The 26,757-nt window shown below is 41.2% G+C and carries 28 protein-coding genes; 13 read left to right on the forward strand and 15 right to left on the reverse strand.

Going from position 1 to position 26,757, the window contains the following annotated elements; genetic code table 11:
* Positions 1 to 635: 635 nt before the first annotated feature.
* From HUW51_RS16810 to HUW51_RS16820, 3 genes are all read right to left on the reverse strand, one after another.
* A complete protein-coding gene (locus HUW51_RS16810; RefSeq protein ID WP_185270783.1) occupies positions 636 to 884 on the reverse strand; it encodes a hypothetical protein in 249 nt (82 codons plus the stop codon).
* A gap of 247 nt (positions 885 to 1,131) precedes the next feature.
* Positions 1,132 to 2,157, reverse strand: coding sequence for an alpha/beta hydrolase family protein (locus tag HUW51_RS16815; protein ID WP_185270784.1), 1,026 nt, complete (start codon positions 2,155 to 2,157; stop codon positions 1,132 to 1,134).
* Between the two features lie 65 nt (positions 2,158 to 2,222).
* On the reverse strand, positions 2,223 to 2,792 hold the full coding sequence (locus tag HUW51_RS16820) for a Crp/Fnr family transcriptional regulator (RefSeq protein ID WP_185270785.1): 570 nt from the start codon (positions 2,790 to 2,792) through the stop codon (positions 2,223 to 2,225).
* Positions 2,793 to 3,182: 390 nt separating this feature from the next.
* On the opposite strand from HUW51_RS16820, the gene HUW51_RS16825 reads away from it, so the two are divergent.
* On the forward strand, positions 3,183 to 5,420 hold the full coding sequence (locus tag HUW51_RS16825) for an ATP-binding protein (protein WP_185270786.1): 2,238 nt from the start codon (positions 3,183 to 3,185) through the stop codon (positions 5,418 to 5,420).
* A 153-nt stretch (positions 5,421 to 5,573) separates the two neighbouring features.
* Positions 5,574 to 6,512 (forward strand): NHL repeat-containing protein, encoded by a 939-nt coding sequence (locus HUW51_RS16830; protein WP_185270787.1) that lies wholly within the window; start codon positions 5,574 to 5,576, stop codon positions 6,510 to 6,512.
* A 152-nt stretch (positions 6,513 to 6,664) separates the two neighbouring features.
* Here HUW51_RS16830 and HUW51_RS16835 read toward each other — a convergent pair whose 3' ends face one another.
* From HUW51_RS16835 to HUW51_RS16870, 8 genes are all read right to left on the reverse strand, one after another.
* Positions 6,665 to 7,882 (reverse strand): hypothetical protein, encoded by a 1,218-nt coding sequence (locus HUW51_RS16835; protein ID WP_185270788.1) that lies wholly within the window; start codon positions 7,880 to 7,882, stop codon positions 6,665 to 6,667.
* Between the two features lie 70 nt (positions 7,883 to 7,952).
* Complete coding sequence (locus HUW51_RS16840) at positions 7,953 to 8,537, reverse strand: hypothetical protein (RefSeq protein WP_228466695.1); 585 nt, start codon at positions 8,535 to 8,537, stop codon at positions 7,953 to 7,955.
* 27 nt (positions 8,538 to 8,564) lie between these two features.
* On the reverse strand, positions 8,565 to 10,967 hold the full coding sequence (locus HUW51_RS16845; RefSeq protein ID WP_185270789.1) for a TonB-dependent receptor: 2,403 nt from the start codon (positions 10,965 to 10,967) through the stop codon (positions 8,565 to 8,567).
* A 182-nt stretch (positions 10,968 to 11,149) separates the two neighbouring features.
* The gene (locus tag HUW51_RS16850) at positions 11,150 to 11,497 is read right to left on the reverse strand and encodes a hypothetical protein (RefSeq protein WP_185270790.1); all 348 of its coding nucleotides are present in this window, start codon (positions 11,495 to 11,497) and stop codon (positions 11,150 to 11,152) included.
* Between the two features lie 449 nt (positions 11,498 to 11,946).
* The gene (locus tag HUW51_RS16855) at positions 11,947 to 12,855 is read right to left on the reverse strand and encodes a bestrophin family protein (protein ID WP_185270791.1); all 909 of its coding nucleotides are present in this window, start codon (positions 12,853 to 12,855) and stop codon (positions 11,947 to 11,949) included.
* 50 nt (positions 12,856 to 12,905) lie between these two features.
* Complete coding sequence (locus HUW51_RS16860; RefSeq protein WP_185270792.1) at positions 12,906 to 13,727, reverse strand: universal stress protein; 822 nt, start codon at positions 13,725 to 13,727, stop codon at positions 12,906 to 12,908.
* A gap of 707 nt (positions 13,728 to 14,434) precedes the next feature.
* The gene (locus HUW51_RS16865; protein WP_185270793.1) at positions 14,435 to 15,781 is read right to left on the reverse strand and encodes a GntP family permease; all 1,347 of its coding nucleotides are present in this window, start codon (positions 15,779 to 15,781) and stop codon (positions 14,435 to 14,437) included.
* 231 nt (positions 15,782 to 16,012) lie between these two features.
* Entirely contained in the window at positions 16,013 to 16,477 is a 465-nt protein-coding gene (locus HUW51_RS16870; RefSeq protein ID WP_185270794.1) for a DUF4199 domain-containing protein, read from the reverse strand.
* Positions 16,478 to 16,884: 407 nt separating this feature from the next.
* Here HUW51_RS16870 and HUW51_RS16875 point away from each other — a divergent pair, with 407 nt between their 5' ends.
* The 10 genes from HUW51_RS16875 to HUW51_RS16920 all read left to right on the forward strand — a co-directional run bounded on the left by HUW51_RS16875 (position 16,885) and on the right by HUW51_RS16920 (position 23,687).
* Positions 16,885 to 17,343, forward strand: coding sequence for a MarR family winged helix-turn-helix transcriptional regulator (locus HUW51_RS16875; protein ID WP_185270795.1), 459 nt, complete (start codon positions 16,885 to 16,887; stop codon positions 17,341 to 17,343).
* Positions 17,340 to 17,765 carry an NAD(+)--rifampin ADP-ribosyltransferase gene (gene arr, locus HUW51_RS16880; RefSeq protein ID WP_185270796.1) on the forward strand — a complete coding sequence of 142 codons (426 nt, stop codon included), beginning with the start codon at positions 17,340 to 17,342 and terminating at the stop codon, positions 17,763 to 17,765. The genes HUW51_RS16875 and arr overlap by 4 nt, the downstream gene beginning before the upstream one ends.
* Positions 17,766 to 17,893: 128 nt before the next feature.
* Positions 17,894 to 18,451 carry an AAA family ATPase gene (locus HUW51_RS16885; RefSeq protein ID WP_185270797.1) on the forward strand — a complete coding sequence of 186 codons (558 nt, stop codon included), beginning with the start codon at positions 17,894 to 17,896 and terminating at the stop codon, positions 18,449 to 18,451.
* A gap of 304 nt (positions 18,452 to 18,755) precedes the next feature.
* Positions 18,756 to 19,328: a DUF1572 domain-containing protein gene (locus HUW51_RS16890; RefSeq protein ID WP_185270798.1), complete on the forward strand. Its 573-nt coding sequence runs from the start codon at positions 18,756 to 18,758 to the stop codon at positions 19,326 to 19,328.
* 121 nt (positions 19,329 to 19,449) lie between these two features.
* Positions 19,450 to 20,193 carry an MBL fold metallo-hydrolase gene (locus tag HUW51_RS16895; protein ID WP_228466696.1) on the forward strand — a complete coding sequence of 248 codons (744 nt, stop codon included), beginning with the start codon at positions 19,450 to 19,452 and terminating at the stop codon, positions 20,191 to 20,193.
* Positions 20,194 to 20,809: 616 nt separating this feature from the next.
* Positions 20,810 to 21,367: a hypothetical protein gene (locus HUW51_RS16900; RefSeq protein WP_185270799.1), complete on the forward strand. Its 558-nt coding sequence runs from the start codon at positions 20,810 to 20,812 to the stop codon at positions 21,365 to 21,367.
* Positions 21,368 to 21,468: 101 nt separating this feature from the next.
* Positions 21,469 to 21,945 carry a hypothetical protein gene (locus HUW51_RS16905; protein ID WP_185270800.1) on the forward strand — a complete coding sequence of 159 codons (477 nt, stop codon included), beginning with the start codon at positions 21,469 to 21,471 and terminating at the stop codon, positions 21,943 to 21,945.
* A gap of 96 nt (positions 21,946 to 22,041) precedes the next feature.
* A complete protein-coding gene (locus HUW51_RS16910; RefSeq protein WP_185270801.1) occupies positions 22,042 to 22,491 on the forward strand; it encodes a hypothetical protein in 450 nt (149 codons plus the stop codon).
* A gap of 79 nt (positions 22,492 to 22,570) precedes the next feature.
* Complete coding sequence (locus tag HUW51_RS16915; protein WP_185270802.1) at positions 22,571 to 23,023, forward strand: hypothetical protein; 453 nt, start codon at positions 22,571 to 22,573, stop codon at positions 23,021 to 23,023.
* 76 nt (positions 23,024 to 23,099) lie between these two features.
* On the forward strand, positions 23,100 to 23,687 hold the full coding sequence (locus tag HUW51_RS16920) for a hypothetical protein (protein ID WP_185270803.1): 588 nt from the start codon (positions 23,100 to 23,102) through the stop codon (positions 23,685 to 23,687).
* A gap of 238 nt (positions 23,688 to 23,925) precedes the next feature.
* On the opposite strand, the gene HUW51_RS16925 is transcribed toward HUW51_RS16920, so the two are convergent.
* From HUW51_RS16925 to HUW51_RS16940, 4 genes are all read right to left on the reverse strand, one after another.
* A protein-coding gene (locus HUW51_RS16925; RefSeq protein WP_394353938.1) for an IS3 family transposase occupies positions 23,926 to 25,025 on the reverse strand; the annotation gives its coding sequence in 2 pieces (ribosomal slippage) (positions 23,926 to 24,764 and positions 24,764 to 25,025; 1,101 coding nt in all).
* Between the two features lie 557 nt (positions 25,026 to 25,582).
* Entirely contained in the window at positions 25,583 to 25,867 is a 285-nt protein-coding gene (locus HUW51_RS16930) for a helix-turn-helix transcriptional regulator (protein ID WP_185270805.1), read from the reverse strand.
* Positions 25,868 to 25,981: 114 nt separating this feature from the next.
* Positions 25,982 to 26,122: a hypothetical protein gene (locus HUW51_RS16935; RefSeq protein ID WP_185270806.1), complete on the reverse strand. Its 141-nt coding sequence runs from the start codon at positions 26,120 to 26,122 to the stop codon at positions 25,982 to 25,984.
* 85 nt (positions 26,123 to 26,207) lie between these two features.
* Positions 26,208 to 26,516 carry a hypothetical protein gene (locus tag HUW51_RS16940; protein ID WP_185270807.1) on the reverse strand — a complete coding sequence of 103 codons (309 nt, stop codon included), beginning with the start codon at positions 26,514 to 26,516 and terminating at the stop codon, positions 26,208 to 26,210.
* Here HUW51_RS16940 and HUW51_RS16945 point away from each other — a divergent pair.
* Positions 26,515 to 26,733, forward strand: a complete 219-nt coding sequence (locus HUW51_RS16945; protein ID WP_185270808.1) for a hypothetical protein — start codon at positions 26,515 to 26,517, stop codon at positions 26,731 to 26,733. The two genes, HUW51_RS16940 and HUW51_RS16945, sit on opposite strands and share 2 nt — an antisense overlap.
* The last annotated feature ends 24 nt before the right edge of the window (positions 26,734 to 26,757 follow it).

The following is a 26,757-nucleotide window of genomic DNA, read 5'->3' on the forward strand; positions in this document are numbered from 1 at the left end:
TTTAATGACAAAAATTTTAAATTTTGAGTATTTGTCAGCAAGTAACTGTATTTAAATTATATAAAATTAGATTAATACTTAGTTGAACTTCAGTGAACAAAATATATTTTAATTAATGCGCTTAGAATGGAATATAAAAATAACTTAATATTGTATAACAACGCATTTCAGGTTTTAAGATATATTTGAATCTAAGATAATAGCTACTAAGTAAAGTACCAACTCTATAAGGTTACAATTATTATTTATTTTTAATTAAAAGTTTGATAAATAATATTATGGCTCTTTAGGAAAATTTTAAATTTTGTGGTGGGCACTTTTATTTGCTGCTGCTAGCCCTTGACTCCTTAAGTGTTTATTTTAACTAAAGCCTTAGGGGATTTTTAAAAAGTAGGTTGGAGCAGGAATAAAATTATTTTAATTTATTTAAAAAGCACCGGGGCTTATAATTGGAGCTGGGAAAAGACTTTTTAAAAAAACCGGCCTAAACTATTATGTAGCTTAGGCCGGTTTTTAATTTGTTATTAAAACTAATCTTCTATTAAATTTAAAGCATTAGCAAGTTGGGGGCTATTATGCGGGTGAGCGCACTAAAATGTTGGTTTAAATTAGCAGAATTTAATAAACAAGTAAGATTACTCTGGTTGGCTGGGCTCTAATTGACCACGCTCGTTGTAGTAGTATTTTCCTTCAAAATAAGACACCGGAATATTTAAGCTTGCCGCTATCGCTTTTACGGTAGCATTGCCTTCTTCTTCACTTTCCAGGTTATGGTACAACAAAATGGGCGTTAATCCCAGGCGGTTCGCTAGGTCATCAATGGTAACGGCAGAGTGGGTGAGCGCTGTTTTTAAAAGCTGGGTTCGATCGAATTCTTTGTTCATTTTTATGTTTGTAAAAATGATTTATATAACGCAAAAATAGCGGAAAGTATACGCGAATTTTCACGTATCCGGCTTTCTTTCTGATTTAGATGCATTTACTGGTAAATTGGTTGTTTGCTGAATAAATGTTTTATTCTGTTGCCTGGAGCTGGGCGCTGGCCTTGGCCGGGCAAAACACGGGAATAAATTTAAAGTAACGTTCTGTTTTTTAAATTTTTAAATTTTCAACTAGCTGGGTAAAGGCGCATTATTTTAAATTATTTTTAAAAAAGTTACTGGCTAAAGCAGCTACCTGGGCGTGCACCTGTTGGCGGTTTACACTTGCATCATCCGCAAAATAAATCGGGGCCGCTTTTTTCATTTCGTCGTTGGCTTCGTTGAGCATCACGTAATGCCCCGTTTTACCCGGCAGTTCATAGTATTGGGAGGAGGCGAGTAACTGATGGTAGTGCCGGGCATTTGTTTTAACCGGGGCGATGCTATCGCTTTGCACCCCCACTAGGTAAACCGGTTTATTTACCTGATTAAACTGATTCTTGGCGGTAAAGCCGGCTCCTAATGCCGGGGCAATGGCAAAAAAAGCTTTTATTCTGCTATCTTTTAACTCGGGAGGGCGCAGGGAAGTAGTAAGCAAGGTGCTATCATCCAGGTACCGCGCTAAGCCGGGTAGTTCGGGTATTTCTAATTCTTTTCTTCCAGTGGTTTTAAGATAGGTAGTCAGGTTCTGGTAATTTAACTGGCCGCCGGCTAGGGCAATAACTGTATAACCGCCCAACGAAAAACCGGTAGCTCCTATTTTTTGCGCATCAATCACGGGCTTAATTTCCGGGTGTTGCAGTAGGTTGGTTATAGCAAAGCTTATATCTAAAGGCCGATTCCAAAAATTTAAAAATTCTAAAGGAATTTTATGATCGTAGGTGTTGCCATAATGGTCCACGGCGGCTACTATAAATCCGTTTTGAACCAACGCTTGCGCCAACCACTCCAGGGTAAGTCTGCCGCCGCCGGTGCCGTGCGAAAGCATGATTAAAGGGTATTTACCCGCGGTAGGTTTAGCATCGCGTACCGTGTATTGTCGGATAATAGGCGAAAATGCCTGATCGGTTTTTTTTAAAATTTCTGTTGTTGGATACCATATTTCCGTAGTTACCGGTCGCCTGCGGCCAGAATCGTGGAACGTAAAAGTTCGTTGACCGATAAGGGTTTTAGGGTTGCTTTGGGCAAATGCCGCGACCGGCAGCCAAAACAGAAGTAAAAAGATAAAGCGGGACATATGGTTGTTTTTTTTCTTAAAACAAGCGGATTGCCAACTTAAAAAGATTGACAATTATCAATAAATTACTTTTTAGCTTTAAGCCGACTTAAGGTTTCTTGCGAAATACCCAGGTAATCGGCTATAATTTTGGCTGGCAGCCTTTGAATGATTTCCGGGTAATTTTGCAGTAAGGTGAGGTAACGGGCTTTGGCATCCTGGGTTATAAAGCTTTCGATGCGTTGAATAGCCGCAATATAATCCAGTTCTAAACAATGGCGGTACATGGTTTCCCAACCCGGTACTTCTTGTAATAAGGTTTGATGATTGGCATAACTCAGCATCAGTACTTCCGAAGGTTCCAGGCTTTCTAAAGTGGCCATTGATGGCTGCTGTAAAATAAAGCTGGGAAAAGCCGTGCCCAGCCGACCTTCGAACAAAAGAAAACGGGTGGATTCGCTGCCATCTTCCTGGGTTAAGAAAACGCGTAAACAGCCTTTTACCACAAAATAAATGTGTTTGGCAATACCGCCTTTAGGCACTAATATTTCGTGGCGCCGGGTGTATTTTAATTTGAAACAAGAATTTACGAATTCCTGGTGCGGTAACGACAAATTAATTTTTCCGTGCAGGTATTTGCTTAAAGCCGGATGCATTTAAAATAAGATCAGTATCCATTAAAATTTTAAAATAACAATTTAGCAAATGCATTCCGGTATATAATCAACTGGTAAATAAACTTAAAGCCATAAGTTCTGGCGCCGGATGCTAACCTAGTTTTCCAGCTTAATCTGTTTAATTACAACATTTATATACTAGCAAATAAACATGCGTACGATAACTTTTTAAAAGCGAAGTTGTTGTTTAGAATGTCCTGGAGTAGCTGATTTTTCTAAAAATATAACTTTTCGGGCATCTTTTTTTAATGTTTACAATTAAAAGTAAATAGTTTTGCGTCGTTGAAAATATATACTGCCAGAAGCGTATACAGGTAGTACTTAAAAGGCATCATTCATCTTATATTAAAAGCTGCTTTTCCAGGCCTCATGCAAAATTACAAAAACCATTTCGTTGATTTATCAAATTGCGATACCGAACCGATCTATATTATTGGCCGCATTCAACCGCACGGCTTTTTACTGGTGCTCGATGCAGTTACCCACGTTATTGAGCAAACAAGCACAAATACGGCCGATTTTTTAAATTTTTCGCCGGAAAGCTTATTAAATCAGCCTTTAGCCGATCTGCTAAGCAACGAAGAATACCAACACCTGCACGATATATTATTACAGGAGCAACCGGTAAATCCGCAGTTATTGTCCTGGCAGGGAAATTTGTTTTTTGGTTTTATTCATACTTCCGGAAATAAAATAATACTGGAAGGGGAGCCTTACACTACGTCGTCGGACCTGGACCGGATTAAAGATAATAACCGTTTGGTGCGGTTAAACGAGCAGCTAAATGTGTTGGATAACTTGGCCAGTGTAGCGCAAGCCGTAGCTAAAACTTTGTTAGAGGTTTTAGCTTACGACCGGGTAGAAGTAATTCAGTACGATAGCGAGTGGAACTCCGAAGTAATTGCCGAAGCCCGTAACAACCAGTTGCCGGCTTATTTGGGGCACCATTTTCCGGCCAGCGATATTCCGGCACCCGCCCGGGAACTGCTGCGGCAAAAACATATCCGGCAAATTCCGGATGTGCATGCCCCATCCGTAGAAATAATACCGTACTATAACCCAACCACCGGCGCCCCCACCAATATTATTAAATCAGAACTTCGTAATCCTTCAGAAATTCATCTGGAATACGTGCATAATATGGGAGTGGCAGCTACCATTTCTTTTTCTGTTCTGGTAAAAGGTAATTTATGGGGGCTTATTTCCTGTCACAATGTTACGCCGGTGTTTATGGATGTCTGGAAACGGCAAACGGGCGAGTTAATTACTAAAGCTTTTGCCAATAATGTGTCTTCTATTCAGGAAAAGCGGGATAAAAAACAATGGGCCCGTTTCAGGGAAACCGAAGAGCAGTTAATCCGGCAAATTAACAGTAGTAAAAACATCCGGGCCGGACTGCTAAAAACTGAATATAATCTGTTGGCCCTTACCGAAGGCACGGGAGCCATTGTGGCCTTGGGCAATCAAGTTACTAATTTTGGCTTGGTACCTACCGAAGAGCAGGTGCGGGCATTAATTGATTGGTTGGCCGAAAATAACACGGAGCGGCTTTTTTGCTCCCGTCAGTTAGAGAAGATATTTCCGGAAGCCGCCGCTTACCGCGAGGTAGCCAGTGGTTTGTTGGCTTTAGAAATATCGCGGTATAATAAAGAGTATTTGTTGTTTTTTAAACCCGAAATTAAAGAAACCCGCGTGTGGGCCGGTAACCCGGAACTGCCTAAGTTGGGTGCGGACCTGCGCTTGCACCCCCGCAAATCTTTTGAAAAATGGGAAGAAGTAATTAAAGGAAAATCGGAAGGCTGGAGCTTAAACGAACAGGAAATAACGCAAACGTTTTTAAAAGATGTAGTGGCTTTGCAGTTACGTAACCAGGCCACCCAACTCGAAAATTTAAATAAAGAACTTACCCAGGCCGCCGATGCTTTGCAGGCCAAAAACGACCAACTCGAAGATTTTGCGCATATTATGTCGCATAATTTACGGTCCCCTTTATCTAATATAACCGGTTTGCACCAATTGTACCAGGATGAGCCTAACCTGGAAAATGCTGCTTTTGCCATAGAGCACATTAAGCGCGTGAGCGATAACATGACACAAACCATCGAAGACTTAAACGTAATCCTGAAAACCCGGATAAACCGTCAATTACCTGTTGAGGAGGTACAGCTAAGCGAGATAATTCAAAAAGAACAACAAAATTTGCTGGCTATTCCGGGCCAGGCGCCCGTGGAGTGGCACGTTGATTTACAAGTAAAAACCATTTTGTTGCCTAAAATTTACGTTGAAAGTTTTCTGCATAATTTAATGTCTAATGCTATTAAATACCGCTCCCCCGAACGGGCTCCGGTAGTAACCATAAAATCGTGGTTAGCGAACGAGCGCATTTATATAGCAGTAAGCGATAATGGTTTAGGGATGAATTTAGCCAAAATGGGCGATAAGCTTTTTGGCTTATACAAAACTTTTCACCGCCACGAAAACGCCAAAGGGCTAGGCCTGTACTTAACCAAAATGCAGATAGAAGCACTGGGCGGTACCATTGAAGTAGCAAGCGAACTAAATAAAGGCACTACTTTTACGGTAAGTTTTAACCAGACAGGGGATTAAGAAAAGCAAGAAATTTAAAAAAATGAACCTACTATTAAAAGGCAACTGGTATTAAACCGGTTGCCTTTTTTAATTGCCCTATACCCAGTTGGGGATTAACCATTCAACCTGATTTTCGTTTATCCCGGTAATACCAGACCAGTTACTTACAAAATGAAAAAGCTGTTATTTGCCCTGTTCCTAATTTCAGGAACCTTTGCCTGTTCCGACGATGACAACGATATGGATGATATTGAAGTAGAGCAGGAAACCTACGCTATTCCGGGCGATACTTTTTACCCCGAGGGCATTGCGTTTCACCAGAAATCCGGGGATTTTTTTACGGGCAGCACTACTAACGGCGATATTGTGCGGGTAGATGCGGAAGACGGCGACGTTACACTATTTGCTTCGGGGAGTCAGCAAAACCGGGCCGCGGCTACCGGCATGAAAATAGACCCTAAAGACCGGTTGTGGGTTTGCGGCGGCGCTAGTAATACCATTCAGGTTTTAGATATTCGGGGCATGTTAATTAAAAGCTGGAATACCAGTACCTTATTTGGTTCGGGGTTTATTAACGATTGCGTTTACGATAATACCCACATTTATTTTACCGACTCCAATGTTCAAAAAATATACCGCACCAATGTTACCCTCGATGCCCCCGATGAGATGGAAGAATGGCTAACTTTCACCAATTCTGAAATCCCGTATGCTACTGGCATCAATGCCAATGGCATTGTAAATACCCCGGATAATAAATATTTAATTATGGTGGTTTCTAACTCTGGCAAACTGTACCGCATCGATAAAGCCAGTAAAGCTATTCAGGAGATAGCCTTGGATGCGCCCGTTACGGCCGGCGATGGACTTTATTTAAACGGCAATGTGCTGTATGTTTCCCGCAACGCTACCAACCAGATTTTCCCGGTAACACTCAACAACGAGTATACGCAAGGCACCCTAGGCGCCGGTTTTGGCACTAACCTGTTATTCAATACCACCCTGGATAAAGCGGGCAATTACTTTTTAGTGGTAAACGGACAATTAAACCGCCGCGTTACCAATAATCCGGTACTTCCTTTTACGGTGTCGCGGGTAGCTATTCCTTGAAATAAAACCAAGTCGAAATTTTTAAAAATTACGCGCCTAAGTTGCTCTTGATCTATGTAACTTTATCAGAAGCATTCAAAGATTGACCATAAAAAAGAGCCGGTAAAGTAGCTCTTTTTTATGGTCATTAAAATCTTAATTTAAGCCGGCTATCAATGCGACTCATTTGTTTCGTAGCCCAGAATAGCTATTTTGGTAGGCTGAGCGGAAACTTTTATTTTGTTGATCTTGGTAAAATCTGATAATAAAATTTGGTGTACTTCCCCGAGAGCAGGTAGAGCGATATAAGCAAAATCATCCGTAGCTTCTATTACTGGTTTATAAATTTCGGTGGCTAGGGTAGCGGCAATTACTTTGCCTTCCCGGTCTAGTTTGCCGGTTTCAAGGTCGTACACTTTTAAGGTGCCATCCAGTAATAAAATCAATAAATTTTCGCCTTCTTTATCTAATTTACATTGCATAATGTCGGTGCTTTCGAACAAGGGATTCATTTTGTTTCCGGCCAGATCAACGGTGTATACACCTTTTAAATTGGTATAAGCCAAAAACTTACGAGCTTCCGCGGCATACAAAATAGTACCAGCCCGTACGGTGCCAAAACCTTCCGGATTCGGAATGAGGCGTTGCTCCTCGTTTTGCGTAACCACTAATATGCCACCTTCGGCGCCAAATAAAGCGTTGGTACCATCGGTAGCATTGCCGTGAATGCGGCTGGTGGGCAGGGTAGAAGCTACCACCTCGGCGCCCGAAGCATTAATAATTTTTACGCCGTGCGGTCCGGGCAAGCTAGAAGCATTATCCAAGATAGTAACCCCGTAGTTGCCATTATCAAATTTAACCATGGCCCCGTGGTGCGGCTCTAAACCGGCATTTATTACCTGCATTTTAGCCCCCGAAACGTGAAAGTCCGCTTCCTTGGCAATACTTAAGGTGCCATCGCCATCATTAAACACCATCGATTCGTCGCCTTTTGTTTTGTAATGTGTAGGTTTGTTTCCATCTCCAGTTATTGCAGCAAACTTAGGAGTTCCTTTTACATCGACATGATCTCCGTGATATTCCAATCCGGTATCAAAGAATTCCACCAAGTTTTGGCTATTGTACAACACGGCAGCGTAGCGGCCAGTAGCAGTAGCGTACAACGAAGCGTTGGGGTATTTGGCTTCTAAGTTTATCACACTGCCGTCGGCCGGTTTAATTTGCGTGAGCGCGTTGGACGTACCATCGGTGGTTAAGATCCGGATGTACTCGTATTCTTTATTCGCATCGACCGGAGGGTTTACTACGTTGGTATCATCGTCGTTGTCGCAGGCAGTAAGAGAAAATATAGCAAGAGCACTAATAATCAATTTGTTGTAAGTTGATTTCATAAGTTTTATAGGTAATTTTTAAAATTTTTAATTTTTGAAGAAAAAGTGACCCGAAGGTCACTTCCGCGGATTACTGCACTTTGGTAATAAAATTTAATTCCACATCGGTTTCGCCGGTGGCAATGTTATTGTTTTTGGTGCCTACCTGGTGTTTTAGGGTTACTTTCAGAGAGCCTGTACTGGGGGCACCGGTGGTTATTTTGGTTTCCAGACCAACCGGTAAGTTGTTGTCATCGCCATCGTCGTAAGCTACACTCACATTTAAACCGGCCGTAGGAGTAAAGAAAAACTGGTGGTCTTCCTCTTCTTCTTCTATTTCTTCGGTAATATCAGCAGGTGGTGTTTTCGATTCGTCGAGCAAGGTAATAGTCGTATTGTACACCGTATTGGGTTTTAATACAATTTCATCAAATTGGGTGGGGGCATTGCCGCCTTCACCATCCGGGTCGCGGAAAGTGGCGGTTACCGTATTAGCGGTGCCTACTTCCCGCATGGTTAATGTAACAGTGGTAATCAGTTCCGACTCGTTAACGGGAGCATCGGCATCGTCATCGTCTTTATCGCAGCTCATCAGCATCCCACAGGTCAGCACAAATAGCAAACCGGGTTTCAGGAAGTTTCGCTTGAATGGATTTTTCTCATTTTTAAGCATCATAGTAAGTTTAAGGGTTTATGAAAAAATTTAGTTAGAAGTAAAGTTTAAAGGCACTCGTACCCGCAGTACCACATTCCGGCCCATTTCGTCGGCGAAATAGCGGAAACGGTTGAGGTAATCGCGGTAAGTGGTGTTAAGTAAATTGGTACCCGAAATACTGATTTCGATGGGTTGATCCCCGGCCTGAAAGGTGGTGCCAACAGCCGCTTGCCACAAAGCGTAACCGCTTGGTGGGGCCTTGTAGTCGCCGTTAACGGGTACAAAAGTTGTGGTTTCTTCTTTCGGATTTGGATTAGCGATGGCCTGAGTTGGCACGCGGGTTTGCTCGCCCACGAGCAAAGTGCCCACCTGAATAAATGACTGCGAGAATTTTTTAAATTTTTGCTTTTGCCATTCGTACCGCAACGTGGCATCCAGCCGATCCGGCGGAATTAGGATTAAATAATCCTTGGTGGTTTGATTGCGGGCCCGCACCACGCTGGCTTTCGCCTGAACGGACAAAGGCGGAGCAAAACGGTAGTTAACGGATACATCCGCCCCAGTAAAACGCGCATTGGTTTGGGTATACCGGAAAGTCGGGAATGCCCCGCGCACCGTAAGCGTAGCCGGAAATACCGGCGCCAGGTAAATGTAATTTTGGATGTAGTTAGAATAAACACTCAGCTCGGCATTTAACTTTTGGGTGCTTTGGTAAACCGCGGTGGCCACCAGATTGTAGGCCGTTTCGGGTTTTAAGTTTTGGTCGCCTATCTCGATGGAAGCCGTGCCGTGGTGCAAACCATTGCTGAATAGCTCATTTACGTTAGGCGAACGAAACGCCGTGCCCCCGTTTAACCGGAACGATACGTGATGATTGAGCTCGTAAACCCCACCCAAAGTGCCGGAAAAATTATGGTAAGTAAACTGCGGCTCGGTGCGTTGTTTGCCTTCGTAAAATATTACATCCAGGAAACGGTAATCGTAGCGAGCGCCCGCTTCCAGGAGCCATTTATTCTTTTGCCATTTTTCCAGCCAGTAAATCCCGCCCGTATAATTCCAATAATTCGGAATAAAAAAGCGGCCGCTGTATTGGTTGCGCTGTACCATGCCGGTTAGGCCTATGGTGCCGGTAAGATTCCGGAAAGAACGATGCTCCCAGGCCAACTCGTTGTAAAAACTACTTAATTGTAAATCTAACTCGGGTAAATTACGAGCTGCTTGTTCGTTGTTGCGGGGCAAATGTTTGTCGTACTCGGCCCGTTTATTTTCCTGAAAAGAACTAAGCCAGGTAAGTTTACCTGCTTCGCCGGTATTCAAGTAACCGCTTATTTTTAACAATTGGTGCTGTACCTGTTGGTAGGGGCGATTGATCTGGTAACTAAACCCGGAGGTTTCCAGGGGTACCGGACTGTCAATGGCCCGCTGCAAATCGGTTAAATTGCCAATGTGCGAAGCCGATAAAATTCCTAAACGGGTATTAAACTGGCTATAGTAAATTTCTACGCCATGGCTATCCTGGTTGTAGCCCATCGCCGCCGAAAAGTTTTGCTCCGCAAAAGCGGTATTTTTTAAAAAATAATTGGGAGTACGGGTATTACCGCCTCTTTTTAAAGTACCTTGGGCCCGTAAGCTCCAGGCCGGCCATTTTTTAAAATTATGATTTACCACACCGCTCACTTGGCCCATGCGGTTGTTGCTCATGCCTACCAAATTAATAACGGCATCGGTACCTACAGAGTCGCGCAAGGGAGCTGGCTCTACCAACACCACCCCGCCAATGGCATCGGAGCCGTAGCGTACGCCGGCCGCCCCTTTTACTACCGTTAACCGCGAGGCTACGCTGGCATCAATTTCCGGGGCGTGTTCGGTGCCCCATTGTTGGCCTTCCTGCCGAACGCCATTGTTTAAAAGTAATACCCGGTTGCTGTGCAGCCCATGAATTACCGGTTTGGAAATACTAGGCCCCGTGTTGAGCGTAGTAACGCCGGCCAGTTGTTCCAACGCTTTACCCAGTGATTCGCCGCGGGTTTGTTCCAGTTGCTGACCTTCTAATTTACCCGAAGCTTGGGTGGGGGTAGGTACTTGCTTTTGCCCCACCACTTGTACAGCGTTTAGAGCGGTTGCAGTAGGATGTAATTTTAAATTCCGGTTAGCTGAGGCCAACAAGCGTATTTCCTGCTGCACAGTTTCAAAGCCCACGTAAGTGGTTTTCAGGTGGTAAACGCCCGGGCATAAACCATGGAAATGGTAATGCCCGTCGGCATCGGTTTGTACGGCCTGGTTAAGTTCTTCCAGTACCAGGGTAGCGGCGGGCAAGGCTTGTCCGTGGTGCTGATCCGATACTGTGCCGGATAAAGAAAGGCCGCAGTTTGGGGTAGCCGACGACAGAATTTGCCCGGAAAGTGGCCCACTGCCAAGCAGCAGCCACCCCAAGAAAAAATACTTGATCATTTTTAAAATTTTAAAAACGCGCAGCTTTCTCCGGAGAACCGGAAACTCTACTGGCGGAAATAAAAAAATAGATAGGCTAGCGGCAGATTACCAGATAAGAACTAAAAAATAAGAATAGCCAAACAAACCGCCGTTTACATATAAAACAGGGTAGAGGTAATCTGTACCGTTAAAAGAAAAAATTAAACTACCGGCGGACCACGGAGCTCGGTATTATTCGGAAAGGTAAATTGCCAGGCAAAGCCGGTTAAAGCGGCGTAGGTTTGGGTAAAAGTAACCGGAGTTGGGTAAGTAACGGTGCCGTATGCTGGCGAGAAAGGGGTATTGTAAATATTATCTGTATGGCAATGGGTGTGGGCTTTTTCCAGTTTTAATCCCGTATCCATTTTATCCAGGTTGTCCTGGGTATGTTCGTGGGTGTGCAAAGCCAGTACCGCTGCTTCCGGCACAATTACGCGCACAAACAAAAGCAGTAAAAACAGGGCGATATAGTTTTTAAAACGGTACACTTCTAGATAGTATCGGGGCAAAGATAAAGGACATAAGCAAATAACCAATGCTTTGTTCTGGTTTTATGCCTGTTCATTTTAATTTAAATTTTTTAAAGTATGCTATAATGAGATGACAACTAATTAATTTATTTATGATTATAAATCTAAGTAAAACCAGCAAGTATAGTGGTGTATCTGATTATTTGGCTACTTATACCTAAAGATGTAGAAGGTAGCAAAGTGCCCAGAATTAAGGATATTTAAAATTTCAATTTTTACTCTTATTCCAGTTTTAGAATAAAAGTACAGCCAGGTTTAAGGCCCCGGCTGTTCAAAATAAAAACAGGAAAGTAAATTTTTAAAACAAATCGTATGCCTGTTAATCCAAACTTGTCGAACAAACATCAGTACCAGATTACATTATTAGCCCAGATGGTGGCGTTTTTGCAATCATACCTGAACATCTAAAATCAATATCTAACATCCAATTACAAAACGTAGAACTTATCGGCAGGTACTTTTTCGGGTATTTTGTTGTCGTTCACCATTTGTTTCAGGTTACGTTCAATGGTGAGCGTAATGGTGGTCATGGGCGTATCGGTAGGTTTATTTTCAAACGGATCCTGCAAGTGAATTGCCATTTTCTCGATTAAAAAGAACGATAAAGCAATGGTTGCGATCATCGGAACCTGGAATAACCCAAAGGTTTCCAGGAGCGCAAATGGCAGTAATAATATAAATACAAACAGCGAAAAATGAATGTATAAGCTGTAGGTGGCCGGAAATACCGTGTTTTTAATTCTTTCGCATTTTCCCATAGAGTCGCAAAGCCGGGTAAGGGTTTCATCCAAGGCCAATTGCTGGATTTTGTTGATCTGGCCTTCTTCCAGTATGTTTTTTAAATCGCGGGCGTGCAGTTGCAGTAGCGCGTTGGGTACGTTGTCGTGTTTACTGATAAATTCCATTTCATGCGGTTCCAGGTATTTATCCAGTTGTTGGGTGGGTATTTGGTTGCGGAGCGACTGCCCCAAACTGTAGCACCAGGCAATTTGCCGGTTCACAAAACGATCCTGAAAATTTTTCACGTTTACCGACACGTACGGATCGGCCATAAAATTTAAAATTTGACGGGTTAGGGTGCGCGAGTCGTTTACAATGGCGCCCCACACAATGCGGGCTTCCCACCAGCGGTCGTAAGCCTGATTCGATTTAAAAGCGAGCAGCAGGGACAGTACCGTGCCCAAAATCATGGGTACGCTCAATGGGATATGAATATTAATGGTATGAAAGTATTTATCCCAAACGCCAATAAGGGTAGCATATATAAGTACAAAACTGATTTCGTATTTTACTTTCCCAAAAACGTAAGATATCGGAATTTTCTTTTTCAGTAGCATAGTAGTTAATCTAAGGTGAGAACGGCAGGATGCCTTTAAGCGGAAAAACTTTAAGAAATGGTCAAAAAAGGAACCTTAGTGTGTTTGGCTACATCTTTGGAAATGCGCTTGCGGGTAAATAAATTACCAAGCAAATTCTTTTTCCGGCCGGTTACCAGTAAATCGGTTTTAAATTCTTCCACGAAAGTGTAAACACCCCCTTTAAAATCTTTTTCCTGGATAAGATGTACGGAGCAGTTTACACCTTTCAGCTTTTCGTTGCGGTATACTTTATTTAATACCTGTTCCAGCTTACCCCGGGCGCTTTCGGGTTTAAAAATGATTAAAAAGGTTACGTAGTAATCGGTGCCAGCCGTGAGGTTTAGCAGTAAATCGTGCAAGAGCAAAGTGTACTTATCGTCGGTATCGAGCAGGTACACAATTTTGCGGAATTGCAACGAGTCTAATTCACTGGGAATGTACAGCACCGGGCACGACACATCTTTAATTAAAGAACTAAAGGTTTCACCGCTGTTCGGGTCGGCATAATGGGTATCTGCCACCGGGCACAGCACTAAATCAATACCATGGTTGTCGATAAAGTTGCGAATTTTTAAAGCATTACCCCCATACAGCGGTACTACCTCTAGGCTACTAATTTCAATGGCGTATAATTTTCGAATTCGTTCCAGGGCTTTGTGGAACGGCGTATTAATATTAGCCAGAGTTTCTTCTTCTCGCGGCAACATTATTAATTCCGTAATGGAATCCGGCAGAGGAATCAGTTGCAGCAGAATAATCTGGCAAGTCTGGCCTTTCATTATTTGCAGACCGTACTTGATTAAGTCTAACGACCGGGTAGATAAGTCAGTAGGGATTATTATTTTTTTCACAGTTCATTATTTTAGATGCGATAACCTTTGATAAAGGGAAGTGTGCAAAGTTGAACTGCAGGAATTAATATGCTATTAAAGGGAGGTTAAAAGTTGATTAAAATCGATATCTTTTAAAAATTGCTTTACTTTTAATGCTGTTTTAATGAAAATACCATAAATAATAAGATAAAGCCTTAAAATAAAATTAAAGTTGTATGTAAATTTAATTAAATTTTAATTTTTAATTAAGTCGTTTTAATTTTGCTTTAATCTGTCTTTAATCGCGTTTTAATTCTAATATTAAGTTTATATTAAATGGGGTAAGCATTCAAAAATGTCAATTTTTAAAAACTTGCCTCAAAAATTTAAAGTCTTGATAGTTTGCGGTAATAACTATGCCCCGAATAAGAAAGAGATACCGGAATATTCCGGAAGAAAGATGAAAGAAAGAAATGCCGCTGAAAATTAGATTAACCTTCAGCCGGATTTTTGCAGTGGAAAAGCGAAGAATCCTAATTGCTAAGAAACAGGCTAAAATCGCAGCGTTAAATTTGCCTGTTTATAAAACTAAAAAGCTGGATTAAGGTTTCGGCCAAAGCCAAGTTTTTTTGGGTGTACCCTGATTCATTCCTCATTTATTTCTATTTCATGGTAGATTTTAAGCAAACGTCTGCATTAGCTAAAGTAATTTTACTGGCAAGTTTAACCCAAAGCAAATGGCAAAACTAAGTTGTGAACCAGGTTACACCCCATATGAGCAGTTGCACCGTTATTCCCATAAAAATACTGGCTACACTGTATACTTTTAAAGTAGCGGCCGTTTCGAGGTTAGAAAAGCGACTAATTACCCAAAAATACGCGTCGTTGGCGTGACTGATGAGCATACTACCGGCGCCCATACTCAGAATAGCCAGGGTTAATGCGGTGGGCGTTTGCAGGCCCAAATCCGGGAGCAGGGGAGTTACCAGCGAAGCCGCCGTAATTACCGCTACCGTAGAAGAGCCTTGGGCCGTTTTAATAATAGTGGCAATTAAAAACGGGAAAAAAATACCCAGTGATAAGCCACTCAGCAGGTTTCCTAAATTTTTACCCATGCCGGTTGCCTGCAACATTTCGCCGAACATGCCCCCGGCAGCAATAATGGCCAGAATCATTCCGGCTTTGTCTACGCCATCCGTGAGCCAGGGCGATATGTTTTTTTTAAATTCTGGCTGTATCAGTGAAAAAGATGTAATAATACCAATAGCCAGGGCAATAACGGGTTCGCCCACAAACGAAAGAATTTGCCAAACTACCTGCTCTTGTACTGCTGCCCCATTAACCAGAAGCAACATCACAGATTTTAAAGCAATTAAAGCAATGGGTAAAATAACCGGCAAAAAAGAAAGGCCCGCCGAAGGCAATTTTTTAAATTCTTCTGTTTCTGTTTCCGCTTTTGGCTGCAGGTAAGCGTGTTCTATGTGTTTGCCGCGTCCCACGCTCCAGAAATAACCTACTATTGCCGCGGGTATTGCCAGCCCTAAGCCCCACAACATTACTAAACCTAAATCGCCGTTAGCGGTACCCACGGCCGCCGTTATGCCCGGGTGGGGCGGTACCAAACAATGCACCGCGTATAACGAAGTAGCCAAAGCCGCCGCCATCACAGGCATACGGTGGTGTGATTTTTTTACCAACGAATGATTTAAGCCGCTTAATATAATAAAACCGCTGTCGCAGAAAATGGGAATGCCAATAATAAAACCGGTTAAGGCAATGGCGACCGGCGCATTTTCTTCTTTTACGCGCCGCAGAATGGCATTGGCCATGCTGATGGTAGCGCCGGTTCGTTCCAGAATAACGCCCAGGGTAGTACCAAAGATAATTAGCAAGCCAATTTTTTCCATGGTATGGCCAAACCCGGTTTTTAATACCGTAACTATTTCCGCGAGAGGCAAGCCACTAAGCGCGCCTACGCCCAAAGCCGCTAACAGCAAAGCAAAAAACGCGTTTACTTTTTTATAAGCCGTAATCCAGATAATAAAACCAATACTAACAATCAGAAGGGCTAACAGATAATACGTGTTGGTCATCCGGGTCGGGCTAGGAGGTGAAAAGCGAAGATAGAAATTTGTGTTCTATTCCCTAAACTTCTTCCGGGTTTGCATCTTATCTTGAGGCCGATTCCGCTTCGCCGGCTTAATTAAGTGCTTTTACCCTGCCATGTTTTATCACAAAATTTGAAAAAATTAAAAAATTAAGCACAAAAAAAGCCGGTTATGAACCGGCTTTTGCTATAGTAATGGGTTGGGTTTTTTACTTGTTTATTCCGTGGTGCGAGCGCCTGAATTATCGTAGGCCATCATCAGAATGTAGCCCGTCATGGTGCCCACGGCGGTTCCCAGAATGGTAATGGCTCCGGCCAGCATCATGGGGCTTAATACCGAGCCGTAATAATCCTGGGTGTTAAGTACGGTGGCGTAGTTCGGATTCAGGAATTTGGCATACACGTAAATAAAAAAGGCGTATACCACCGACCCAATTAAACCCACCAAAAAACCAACGGCTAAGCCGGGTAAGTAGGGTACCGGACCGCGGTAGTTGTTTTTAAAAGAATAAATTGCCCACATTACTGCCAGAATAATAAAGATATTACTGGCAAACCGGACAATCTCCACATCTTGTAAATTAATCATGTTAATGAACAGGAAGTAGGCAATCATAACCACTGCCGCAATCAGGCCGTAGCGGACGCCGTAACTTTCGGTTGATACTGTGCTTTGAGCCATAGTTTTTTCAAATTTTAGGTTAAATCCGCATTTATTTGCTGTTTGTATAAATACGTAAGAAATAAAAAATAAGATAACTTATTCATTTAAAAACGAGGTACTTACCTGGATTATAGAAAAGTTGTTATTCAACCTGATTTTTGAATTTTTTTATTCTTAAGATCTGCTTTTACCTGAGGCCGATGGCAACTGGGCAACAGTAACATACTGATAGAAATGTGGGTAGCAAAAGCGGTCTGTAAATTGTAAATTTTAAAAAAAACAAGTTTACTCAATTACCGGTTTTTATTAAGCAATAACTCTTTATTTCACCGGCAAATCATTGATTAAAATGCAAAAGGGTTTTTACTAAACAATAATCTTGATTATCTTTGTGAGTAAGATATTTAGTAATAAAGATAAATTTAATGAATGATCAGGTTATTCAATTAAGAAAGCTGAGCCAGCAGTACGCCTATACTGCCTTGCAAATGCACGAAACCATTGCCCGGCAAGCTGGTTTTTCCGCGACTGATCATAAGTATTTGGGCTTTTTTCTGCAAAAGGGAAAACTAACGGCGGGTGAGTTAGCTGAACTGTCGGGTTTAACAACCGGAGCAGTAACGGGCTTAATTGACCGGTTCGAGAAAAAGCAACTTGTAAAAAGGCAATTTGATAAAACCGACCGGCGTAAGGTTTTTATTGTTCCCGATGAGGAAAAAATACGGGCGCTGCTGCAGCCGTATTACCAGGATTTCCAAAAAAATACAGAAGAACTGATTGCCACATTTTCGGCAGAAGAGCTACGGGTTCTGGAAACCTATTTTGGCCAATACATTAAATTAATGAACCGCACCATTAACCAGTTAAATAGCAAAGAATTATGAAAACTACCGAAGAGACTCCAGTATTAGACACCGGACCTTTTTATCACGGTACCAAAGCCGATTTGCGCGTAGGTGATTTTCTGACTGCCGGCTTTAAATCTAACTATAACCCGGACATTATTATGAACCATATCTATTTCACGGCTTTAGTAGCAGGAGCAGGTTTGGCCGCGGAATTGGTGCCGGGAGAAGGACCACCCAGAGTTTACCTGGTAGAGCCAACCGGAAGTTTTGAAAACGACCCAAACGTAACGGATAAGAAATTTCCCGGTAACCCCACGCGTTCGTACCGCAGCCGGTCTCCCTTAAAAATTGTGGGCGAAGTAACCGATTGGGTAAGATTAACCCCGGAAGAACACCAAAAATGGCGCGAAAACATAGCGCGGTTACGGGCCGATCCAAAAGCCGAAATCATTAACTAATTGTAATATTTAATTTATTTGTGCTTGTTCTTGTGCTTATATACGCTGACCTTTAGAATAGGAGCAAAGATCTATACTGCAACAACGAATAGTTTACATACAGGCACTTAGGCCAAAATAGCGAAGCCATGTCTAAAACCGGCAAAAACAAAACAGGCTCTTGGGCGGGCAATCTGCTGATTTTGTCTGGGCCGCCGGGTTCCGGGAAAACCACCCTGGCACAAATGCTCGCCCAGCAACCCGGTTGTTCTAAAGTGCACTTGCCCGCCGATGATTTCTGGCATTTTATTAAGCAGGGAACCATTGACCCTTACTTACCGGAAGCCCACGAGCAAAACAAAGTAGTGATGCAGGTACTCGCCAGGGCGGCCGAAGAATATGCCCGGGGTGGATATTTTGTGGTGCTGGATGGCATAATAGGGCCTTGGTTTTTGCCGCTATTCCGGATACTGCAAGTACCGCTACACTACCTGGTATTACGCCCGCCGCTCGCCCTAGCTATTCAACGGTGCCAGGAACGCGGCGGGAATACTCTTACCAATCCTGTTGTTATTTCGGCACTTCACCAGCAATTTGTGGCGCTGGGAGAACTGGAGCGGCATGTGCTCCCGACCGCAGAACAAAACCCAGAAGAAATTCGCCGGATAATTACCACGGCTATAAACCAAGGAACATACCGGATATAGTTTTAATGTTGGCGACTGTAGGGATCAAGTACTTGCCAGAACTAACCTGAATTTAAAAATTTACCGCAATTTTAGGTTACCAGTCTATTTCAAATTGGTTTAATGTTTTTAGGTCTAAACCAACTTGCTGAGGCGCTCATTTACTTGGAGAGTAATAATACGTTTCATTAATCGTAGTAGTGAAAAATTCAACCCACAAAGGTTCAGTAAATTAAAGTAGTGGCATGTTAGCTTTTGCGCTGTTTCACACCTATCTTATATTGTAATTTAATAGATTATTTAGGACCCTTGTATTTTAAATCCTATGACAAACGATTATTTAGAAAGCGTACGCAAGCAATTGGAGTACTACAAATTGCTGGGTGATAAAACGTTTGCGCAACTAGCAGATGAGCACTTGTTTTGGCAGTATAACCCGGATAGTAACAGCATTGCCACCATTGTAAAGCATTTGTGGGGCAATATGCTTTCGCGCTGGACCGACTTTTTAACCTCAGATGGCGAAAAAGAATGGCGCAACCGCGATGCCGAATTTGAAAACGACATTACTACCCGCCAGGAAATGCTGGAAAAATGGAATGCCGGTTGGGATTGTTTGCTCAAGGCCATCAAAGCCTTACACCCCGATGACCTCGACAAAATTATTTACATCCGCAACCAAGGCCATACGGTAATGGAAGCCATCAATCGGCAGCTGGCCCATTATCCGTACCACGTGGGGCAAATTGTATTTCTGGGTAAAATGCTCGCCCCTAATAGCTGGGTTTCCTTAACCATCCCGAAGGGCAACTCGCAAAACTACAACGCCGACAAATTTGCGCAACCCAAGCAAAAAGCGCATTTTACCGACGAAATCCTGAATTCCGGAAAAGAATAGGAGAATGAAACAGTTTACTTACCTGTAGCCAAACCTGGTTTGCCAAAGGAGCATCCGGAAAAATAGCTAGCTTGGCTACCATTATGCACATGATTTAAAACGGGAAAAATTTTAAAAATTTATGATAAAGGTTCATACTTTTAAAATTTGCCAGGTGGTACAGGGCCGCGAAGAAATTTTGTTTCCGACCTTGATAGAACTTAATCAAAAGAAATACCTCGTTGATTGTGGTTACGAGGAAACGTTCACGGAATTTGTTAGAGAATTAGCCAAATTACAGGTAGCCATAACAGATTTGCACGCTATTTTGCTGTCGCACGATGATATTGACCACCTGGGCGCGCTTACCTTATTTAAAGACCAAAATCCAAATCTTAAAATATACAGCAGTTACGTAGAAGCGCCTGCTATCTCGGGTGAATTAAAATCCGAAAGGTTGCAGCAAGCAGAAAATTCATTAATCAATCTGCCTCCAGAGCATCAGGAATGGGCGAAAGAATTTATCCGACGGTTACAAAATATTAAACGAACCGCCGTAGATGGACTTTTAAGCGACAACCAAAAGATTGACGAAGAAATAGAAGTTCTTTTTACGCCGGGGCACACCCAAGGGCATATTTCTTTTTACATTGCTTCGGAGCAGCTACTAATTGCCAATGATGCCTTGGTAGTAGCGGATCAGGGCTTCGACATTGCCAACCCCGCGTTCACCCTGGACTTACCCCAGGCAATTAAATCGGCGGAAAGAATAAAACAACTGCGACCCAGAAAAATCATTTGCTACCACGGCGGCATTGTGGAAGAAAACGTTGATGAAAAACTGGCTGCTTTGCTGCAGAAATACGCAACTTCCCCTGGCGCGTAGATCGCTTTATCAAGATTAATTGTTTTCGGGTTCACCTTGTTAACTAAGGCTCAGATTTCTCTAAACTCAGAAGTAATTAAATATCAACCTGGTAGTTACCAATAAGAAGCAACACCAACAGTAACACTGGCGTAGCTTTTGAAAATTTTAAAAAGCTGGAGGTGGTTACTAATTCAGATAACAATTAACGGCAGGCTAGTTACTAAGATGCTCTGGTGAGTGGCGTAAAACTAGAAATAGTAAGCTGATCGTGCCCCAAATTGTGCCGCAAAGGGTAACGGAGGTTTGTACTTCTATAGGAGATGTCTTCTCTTCCAACTAACCAGCGACTCAGTTGGCCAAACGAACGTGCAAATAGAACCGAAAAAAATTGCCGGCAGCGCCGCATAAAAGCCTGGAGCCAATGCAGGGACTGAGTTGCAGGCATTACAGCTTCTATAACAGGTATTTTAATCCTCAAACAACTTCTTAAGACAATCAACTTTTATCAATAACTAAGTAAAAAGTAAAATTGATTTATATATGTTTTTTTTAATATTATTCCATATATCCAGCTATATTTGGAGGATATATGGAATAACTCCGTTTATCTGCTAGTTAGCTGCAATAAATAAAAATGAAGAATCAGAATTGCTATATTGAATTTGATATTCCATTAGAGAAAAGCTATGAAGATTTGTATTCAACTTTTGAGCATATAAAGGAGGCAAAAAATACTGGAAGACCTAAAGAAGATAATTTCTGGCTTAAAACCTTTCCTAACTACTCATTAAGCACTTTCTACTTTTCCGACGATGAGCCAAGGCCTAACTTCAAGACTGCAGAACTAGATGAAGTTACTTGGCACTTTTACTCATTGACAAACTTGTTGCAAACTGATTACGATATTGAGTATATAGATTGCTTTAAAATTTCGACTGGAAAAGGAAGGCTCGAATACTATCCATTTGGCTATCCATACGGTGGTGTGACAGGCCTGATTGTATTTATTAGCTCATTTGGTTGCAAACCGACAACAATAGACGACGGAACTGGAGTTTACTCTATTACTTTTCTGGAAAATGGTGACTTTAGTTTAACAGAAATAAACAGCTCACAAAAACAGGATAGCGCACAGCAACCATTTGATGCTGTGGAGTTGCTGAAGAAGTTTGTGAACAGATTAAAAAAATAAAAATTACAGCAGCTAACATTGTATAAACGCCAGCATCGGCCGACGGCCTTCGCCGTCGTTTATACTAACCGTTAGGTACAATTTAAAAATGGAAAACCTTAATGATAACAGCTATTGTTGCTTTAGTTGGAATACTCCTAACAGTTACTTTCCTAATAATAGGTTTATTTAGAAATAGGAAAAGGGCAATAAAGAGAGCAGCACTTACTTTTTTTTCAACAATACTTTTCCTAATTATTGCACCTGCCATTGAAAGAAATACTTCTACAGAATCAAAAGAGGAAAAAGAAGTAGTTTTTATTGCTACCAGAGAAGCGCCATTAGGAGGAATAAGCCTAATACTTTATGCAGATAGTACATTTAAAATATCTAATTCGGGATTAGCTAATTCAAATAATTATGAATTAAAAGGAGGTTATTCTTTAAAACGGGACACTATTTTTATTTTCTCTAATGCCCCTAGAAAATTATTGAAAAATGGCAATAAAACCTCTTTTTTAATTAAGAAAAATATTATTGAAGATATTGGGAATTCAGAAATTGTGTTTATGGACATAAAAGAAAATAATCTTAAATAAAACTGGCTCTAACACAAGCTATATGGCAGCTACGCCGCCACATAGCCTAGTACGTTATGTGGCAAATTTGTAGATATAAATAAAAAACCGAAGATTATGTTAAATGTAACGAAATTTACGCGCTTAGTAATTATTTTCTCAATGGCTTTGGCTCTTGCAAGTTGTAAGAAAGACAGCGAAAGTGCTCCAAATTTATGGAGATCCAAAATTTGGAAGAGAGGCCTTATTGATAAAAACCCATCTACTAATCCACCAGGCGCAAATGTTTATTATGCTGTAGCTGATTGTGAAAAAGATGACACTTTCAAATTTGGTTCAGAAGGGAAATTAGAATGGTTTAGAAATAATGACCACTGCGGAATAAACGAGACACTAAAGGTAACTCAAACTTACACTTTTAACAGAAAGACAAAAGAATTATTCATCGACAGCGATAAATATAGCGATACATATATTGTAGTGGAAGAAACAAATAGTCAGATTAAATTTTATATTCCAATAACTAGAGCAAATGGAGTTGAGAATATGATTTTTTTATTGCAATAGATGGAATAACAATCTCTACCCCTAACCACACCTAAAGCACACCAAGGCATACCTTAGCCAAGACGTTAGCTGTTATTTTATGAAACAAAATCTACTTTATGCGCTTTTACTTTGTGCATTGAGCTTTTCAGCACTATCTGCTCAAACTTACTTTGAACTACAAAATGATTCTTTTGCCAAGGCAGTGAAATTAGTGAAAAGTTATATTAGCCTGGACAACAAAAGAATAAGCATCAATCTTACCAATAGTCATAATGGTAGATACATAATTACTTCTTCATTACTAGCAGAAAATGATAGTTTAGAATTAAGAAGCCACATTAAAAATATGCTGGGTGGAGCAAAAGATACAATCCTTAGATTTCAAACTCAAGAATTTATACAAAAGCTGGATAATTTATTAGTTAAAAAGAATACCCTAAAGATTGCTGGACATTATCAAGCTATAAAAATCTCGAACGGAAAAGAAGAATCAGAATTTGCTACAACAGATGGCCAAGGTTTAATGACACTTTTGGAATACGGTGAATAGAAAAAACAACCGTAACAAAACCTAAATGTCAGTCTTCGCCCATCGTTTATCCCAGCCATTAGGATAATAAACAAATATGAAAAAAATAATAAACTTAGTTGTGTTACTCTTTCTGTTTAGTTGCAGCCATGCACAAGAAAGAAGAAATAGCAAATCTTTAACAGGAAATACAAAAGAAGACATTATAATTCTCCTGCCAAAAGGACAGTATCATGTCGATATTATAGATAAGATAGAAATGGATCCTAAAGCTCAACTTCTCATGCAAAAGCTTCAAGCTGCGGTGCAAAAAAATCCTGACTGGTTCATAGAACAACAACGAAAGGTAAAGACAGGAGAGCCACTACCATACAGCAAACAGCTTGGCTTGACAAAAGAAGAGTATGAAGAGTTTGTGAACCTGCCAAAGAATCCAAATAGCTTGAATATGACTAAAAGCAGTTCTGAAACCGTTGCAATTAAGTATTCTGAGTGCAAGATAACCTTTGTAGGCTCTGGTAGATTAAAAGTCCTTGACGAACTATCAATAAACTTAAATGAACTGACTGCAAAATTTGGAAAAATAGAGTTACCTAAACCTGAGTCTGTAAATATCAATACAGCGGACAATGGATTGAGAAGTAAATGGCAAGGTTTTTCTTGGCGGTTTGAAGAAGCGAATTAGGAACAAGAGTAAATAAAGACAGCAGCCGACTTTCAGGATTTACAAATGAAGCTCTACAAAATAACTATTGGAAAGTTAGAGACAACGGGCAAAACATACATAGAAATAAAAGGCACTGAAGTTGAAGACGGGCAAAGAACTGTCAATTTTCAGGTCCCACTAATCATCCAATAAGAAAATTACCCACGCCTAAATGTCGGCTTCCCATTATTAGAACTGGGTAAAAGTATAAATTTGGTTAAGCAGATAATATTAGTTCTAATTGTTTTTTTCTGGCGTACTCACTGGGTGGCATTCCGGCTAAAGCATCATGTGGTCGTTTATGGTTATAGTCGTTTACCCAAGTAGAAGTAATTTCTCTTACTTCCTCCAGGTTTTCAAACATGTAGACATCTAGCACCTGCCTCCGGAAAGTGCCATTAAAGCGTTCCACAAAAGCATTCTGGGTCGGCTTGCCGGGTTGAATATAAATCAACTCAATGCCTTGCATCTGGCTCCATTCCGTCATTAAGCTAGCAATAAACTCTGGTCCATTATCCATTCGAATCTGTTTTGGTTTTTCCCTTCGCCTGATCAAATGATTAAGTACCCAGACTACCCGATTGCTCTTCAACGAAAAGTCTACCTCCATGTGCAGTGCTTCTCGGTTAAAATCATCTAGGACATGGAAGGAGCGGAACTTTCGCCCGTTTTCCAAAGCATCACTCATAAAATCAATCGACCAAGTGTGGTTCAACGACTCTGGTACTTGCAAGGGCTGTTGAGTGCGGGCGGGTAAGCGCCTTTTCGCTTTGCGCCGGATATTCAATCCAATAGCCTTGTAAATGCGATAAACCCGTTTATGATTCCAGAGATAACCTTCTTGGCGCAACCGCCTGAAAGCTTTCCAAAAGCCTTCGCGGGGATGCTGCTCGGCTTTCTGCCGTAAAGCTTCTTCCAGCGGCTGGTTATCTTTAACAACTTGATAGTAGTAAACCGACTTACTTAAGTTCAATACCCGGCACGCCCTACTGATGCCGGCTTGTGGTTGCTGGTACACCTCTTCCACGAGCTGTCGCTTTTGGCAGGGCTTCAAAGCTTTTTTTCAATGATTTCTTTGGCTAGCTTTAGATCCAAGGCTAGTTCGGCGTACATGGCTTTCAGCCGTCGGTTCTCTTCTTCTAAGTCCTTGAGCCGTTTGAGTTCCGTGGCATCCATGCCATTGTAGCGCTGCCGCCATTTGTAAAAAGCTGCCTGGCTCAGGCCATGCTCCCGGCTAATCTCGGCGGCGCTTTTGCCTTCCTCAAACTCCTTAAGGATTTTGGCAATTTGTTGGGGACTGAAGGTTTTTCTTTTCATAAGCACTGTTCTAAGTTAAATTTTTTTCTCTTCTCAAACAGTTCTATTTTCAGGGAAGCTTACATAAATGCAAAAGTTATGCGTTGACTTAGCGCGCTTTATGCACTTTGGCGGCGGGTATTAAGCGCCACTTACTTGATAGAAAATTTCAAAATTTAATAATTGTGGTAGCCTAATATTCCTTTAATGGTAACTCTAACTATTTAAGTGGAAATAAGCTAAATGGCAAAGATTATAATCTGGCATTTACGTCGGATAGATTTAATATTTAGCGGGAAGCATATTATTGTAATCAAGAAAATAACTCTATCAATACTTACCAAGTGATCAAGAATCAGGTGAAACTGAACAACAATAAAAAAGGCCTTAAACATAAAGTTTAAGGCCTTTTTTGTCGGAGTGGCGGGATTCGAACCCGTTGCACTATATTGTAAATTGCCTCTAAATAGGCTCTAGGGCACTATTTGAGTTTATTTTTTATGTTAAAATGCCAATTTTTACCCTGGAAACTGACGGCAAAACTGACGGCAAAAATTCACTATTTGGTTATCAATTATTTAGATTTCATCCTTCCAGCCATCTACATAATTGCTTGGAGAGTTTGGTACTAATTGCCCATGCTCATTGTATCGTAATCCATCAAAGAAGTAAGCATCCGGAATTCCTAAAGCATCAGAGACGGTCCGGATGATGGGAGTGCTTATTTCATGATCCGGTGATTCCAGTTTAGAATAAATTTCCAGGAAGGGCATATTTAGCTTTTCTTCTAAATCCTCCATGGTAAGGCTAGAGTGGTCCAATGCTTCCTGCAGCATTTTTGTCCGGGAGTAGTTATTTTCCATTGGTCAGTTGATTTATTAATTGCTCCTGGGATGTGATGATATCTTTTAAAGCAATTTCTTTTTTTAAATATTCGATTTCTTTAATGTATTTTTCCGATAAATATTCGGTATTTGTTATATTTGCTCCCGAACTTGCGCATTTTGTGCCTGAAGGTGAGCATTGTATATTTTTTGTTCTTTGATGTTGCCAATGATGCCAACACCGGTAATTGCGATTAATGGTACTAAGTTGGTAAGCGGTATAAAATGAGTCATGAGTTAAAATAAACCTTACTGGTTGGGTTGGTGAGAAATAGTTCTTGTATGGTATAAAGCCAGAGCGTGTAAATGTTTTTTGTTTTTACATCAAATTATTGTTGGGTAAGTCGTTATCATATATATTTATTAATTCATACTGTTCAACCTCCTCTGGTTCTACCTTAAGCTCATAGCGATTGTCTAAATCGTTAATGTCTTCCTTGTATAAATCCAGGTCTTTGATTACATCCAGGTTAATTTTTGTAGTTGGAGTAAAAGTAGGTTGAGCCGGTTTAAATAAACTTTTACTGACGCGACGAACATAAATCCAGTCGTCTAGTTCAATTAATTTTAATTTCAAAACCTGATCTTTTTCTAAGTTTAAAAAGTTTACATAATTAAATTTCGTCATGGAGAATCCAGTTTATAAATGTGATTTAGTACAACCTGCTAAAGATATTTTTCCGGCATTTCCCTCATTCCAGAGCTGGCTAGTATACACTATTAAGGAAGGATTGGCGGAAATTAATATGGAGGTTAATGAAGCCGAAATCGAACAATTTGTGGATGAAAACAGCTTTGTTCAATTTACTTTTCAAGGCATCCCATTTACCATCAAGGTTGTCTGAGCAGAATACAACTAACCTTAAAAA

It is taken from the genome of Adhaeribacter swui (assembly GCF_014217805.1).
Taxonomy (GTDB): Bacteria; Bacteroidota; Bacteroidia; order Cytophagales; family Hymenobacteraceae; genus Adhaeribacter; species Adhaeribacter swui.

Coding starts and splice junctions, on each gene's coding strand:
- HUW51_RS16810 (WP_185270783.1), bottom strand. CDS start 884: ATGAACAAAGAATTCGATCGAACCCAGCTTTTAAAAACAGCGCTCACC.
- HUW51_RS16815 (WP_185270784.1), bottom strand. CDS start 2,157: ATGTCCCGCTTTATCTTTTTACTTCTGTTTTGGCTGCCGGTCGCGGCA.
- HUW51_RS16820 (WP_185270785.1), bottom strand. CDS start 2,792: ATGCATCCGGCTTTAAGCAAATACCTGCACGGAAAAATTAATTTGTCG.
- HUW51_RS16825 (WP_185270786.1), top strand. CDS start 3,183: ATGCAAAATTACAAAAACCATTTCGTTGATTTATCAAATTGCGATACC.
- HUW51_RS16830 (WP_185270787.1), top strand. CDS start 5,574: ATGAAAAAGCTGTTATTTGCCCTGTTCCTAATTTCAGGAACCTTTGCC.
- HUW51_RS16835 (WP_185270788.1), bottom strand. CDS start 7,882: ATGAAATCAACTTACAACAAATTGATTATTAGTGCTCTTGCTATATTT.
- HUW51_RS16840 (WP_228466695.1), bottom strand. CDS start 8,537: ATGATGCTTAAAAATGAGAAAAATCCATTCAAGCGAAACTTCCTGAAA.
- HUW51_RS16845 (WP_185270789.1), bottom strand. CDS start 10,967: ATGATCAAGTATTTTTTCTTGGGGTGGCTGCTGCTTGGCAGTGGGCCA.
- HUW51_RS16855 (WP_185270791.1), bottom strand. CDS start 12,855: ATGCTACTGAAAAAGAAAATTCCGATATCTTACGTTTTTGGGAAAGTA.
- HUW51_RS16865 (WP_185270793.1), bottom strand. CDS start 15,781: ATGACCAACACGTATTATCTGTTAGCCCTTCTGATTGTTAGTATTGGT.
- HUW51_RS16870 (WP_185270794.1), bottom strand. CDS start 16,477: ATGGCTCAAAGCACAGTATCAACCGAAAGTTACGGCGTCCGCTACGGC.
- HUW51_RS16875 (WP_185270795.1), top strand. CDS start 16,885: ATGAATGATCAGGTTATTCAATTAAGAAAGCTGAGCCAGCAGTACGCC.
- arr (WP_185270796.1), top strand. CDS start 17,340: ATGAAAACTACCGAAGAGACTCCAGTATTAGACACCGGACCTTTTTAT.
- HUW51_RS16885 (WP_185270797.1), top strand. CDS start 17,894: ATGTCTAAAACCGGCAAAAACAAAACAGGCTCTTGGGCGGGCAATCTG.
- HUW51_RS16890 (WP_185270798.1), top strand. CDS start 18,756: ATGACAAACGATTATTTAGAAAGCGTACGCAAGCAATTGGAGTACTAC.
- HUW51_RS16895 (WP_228466696.1), top strand. CDS start 19,450: ATGATAAAGGTTCATACTTTTAAAATTTGCCAGGTGGTACAGGGCCGC.
- HUW51_RS16900 (WP_185270799.1), top strand. CDS start 20,810: ATGAAGAATCAGAATTGCTATATTGAATTTGATATTCCATTAGAGAAA.
- HUW51_RS16905 (WP_185270800.1), top strand. CDS start 21,469: ATGATAACAGCTATTGTTGCTTTAGTTGGAATACTCCTAACAGTTACT.
- HUW51_RS16910 (WP_185270801.1), top strand. CDS start 22,042: ATGTTAAATGTAACGAAATTTACGCGCTTAGTAATTATTTTCTCAATG.
- HUW51_RS16915 (WP_185270802.1), top strand. CDS start 22,571: ATGAAACAAAATCTACTTTATGCGCTTTTACTTTGTGCATTGAGCTTT.
- HUW51_RS16920 (WP_185270803.1), top strand. CDS start 23,100: ATGAAAAAAATAATAAACTTAGTTGTGTTACTCTTTCTGTTTAGTTGC.
- HUW51_RS16930 (WP_185270805.1), bottom strand. CDS start 25,867: ATGGAAAATAACTACTCCCGGACAAAAATGCTGCAGGAAGCATTGGAC.
- HUW51_RS16935 (WP_185270806.1), bottom strand. CDS start 26,122: ATGACTCATTTTATACCGCTTACCAACTTAGTACCATTAATCGCAATT.
- HUW51_RS16945 (WP_185270808.1), top strand. CDS start 26,515: ATGGAGAATCCAGTTTATAAATGTGATTTAGTACAACCTGCTAAAGAT.
- HUW51_RS16940 (WP_185270807.1), bottom strand. CDS start 26,516: ATGACGAAATTTAATTATGTAAACTTTTTAAACTTAGAAAAAGATCAG.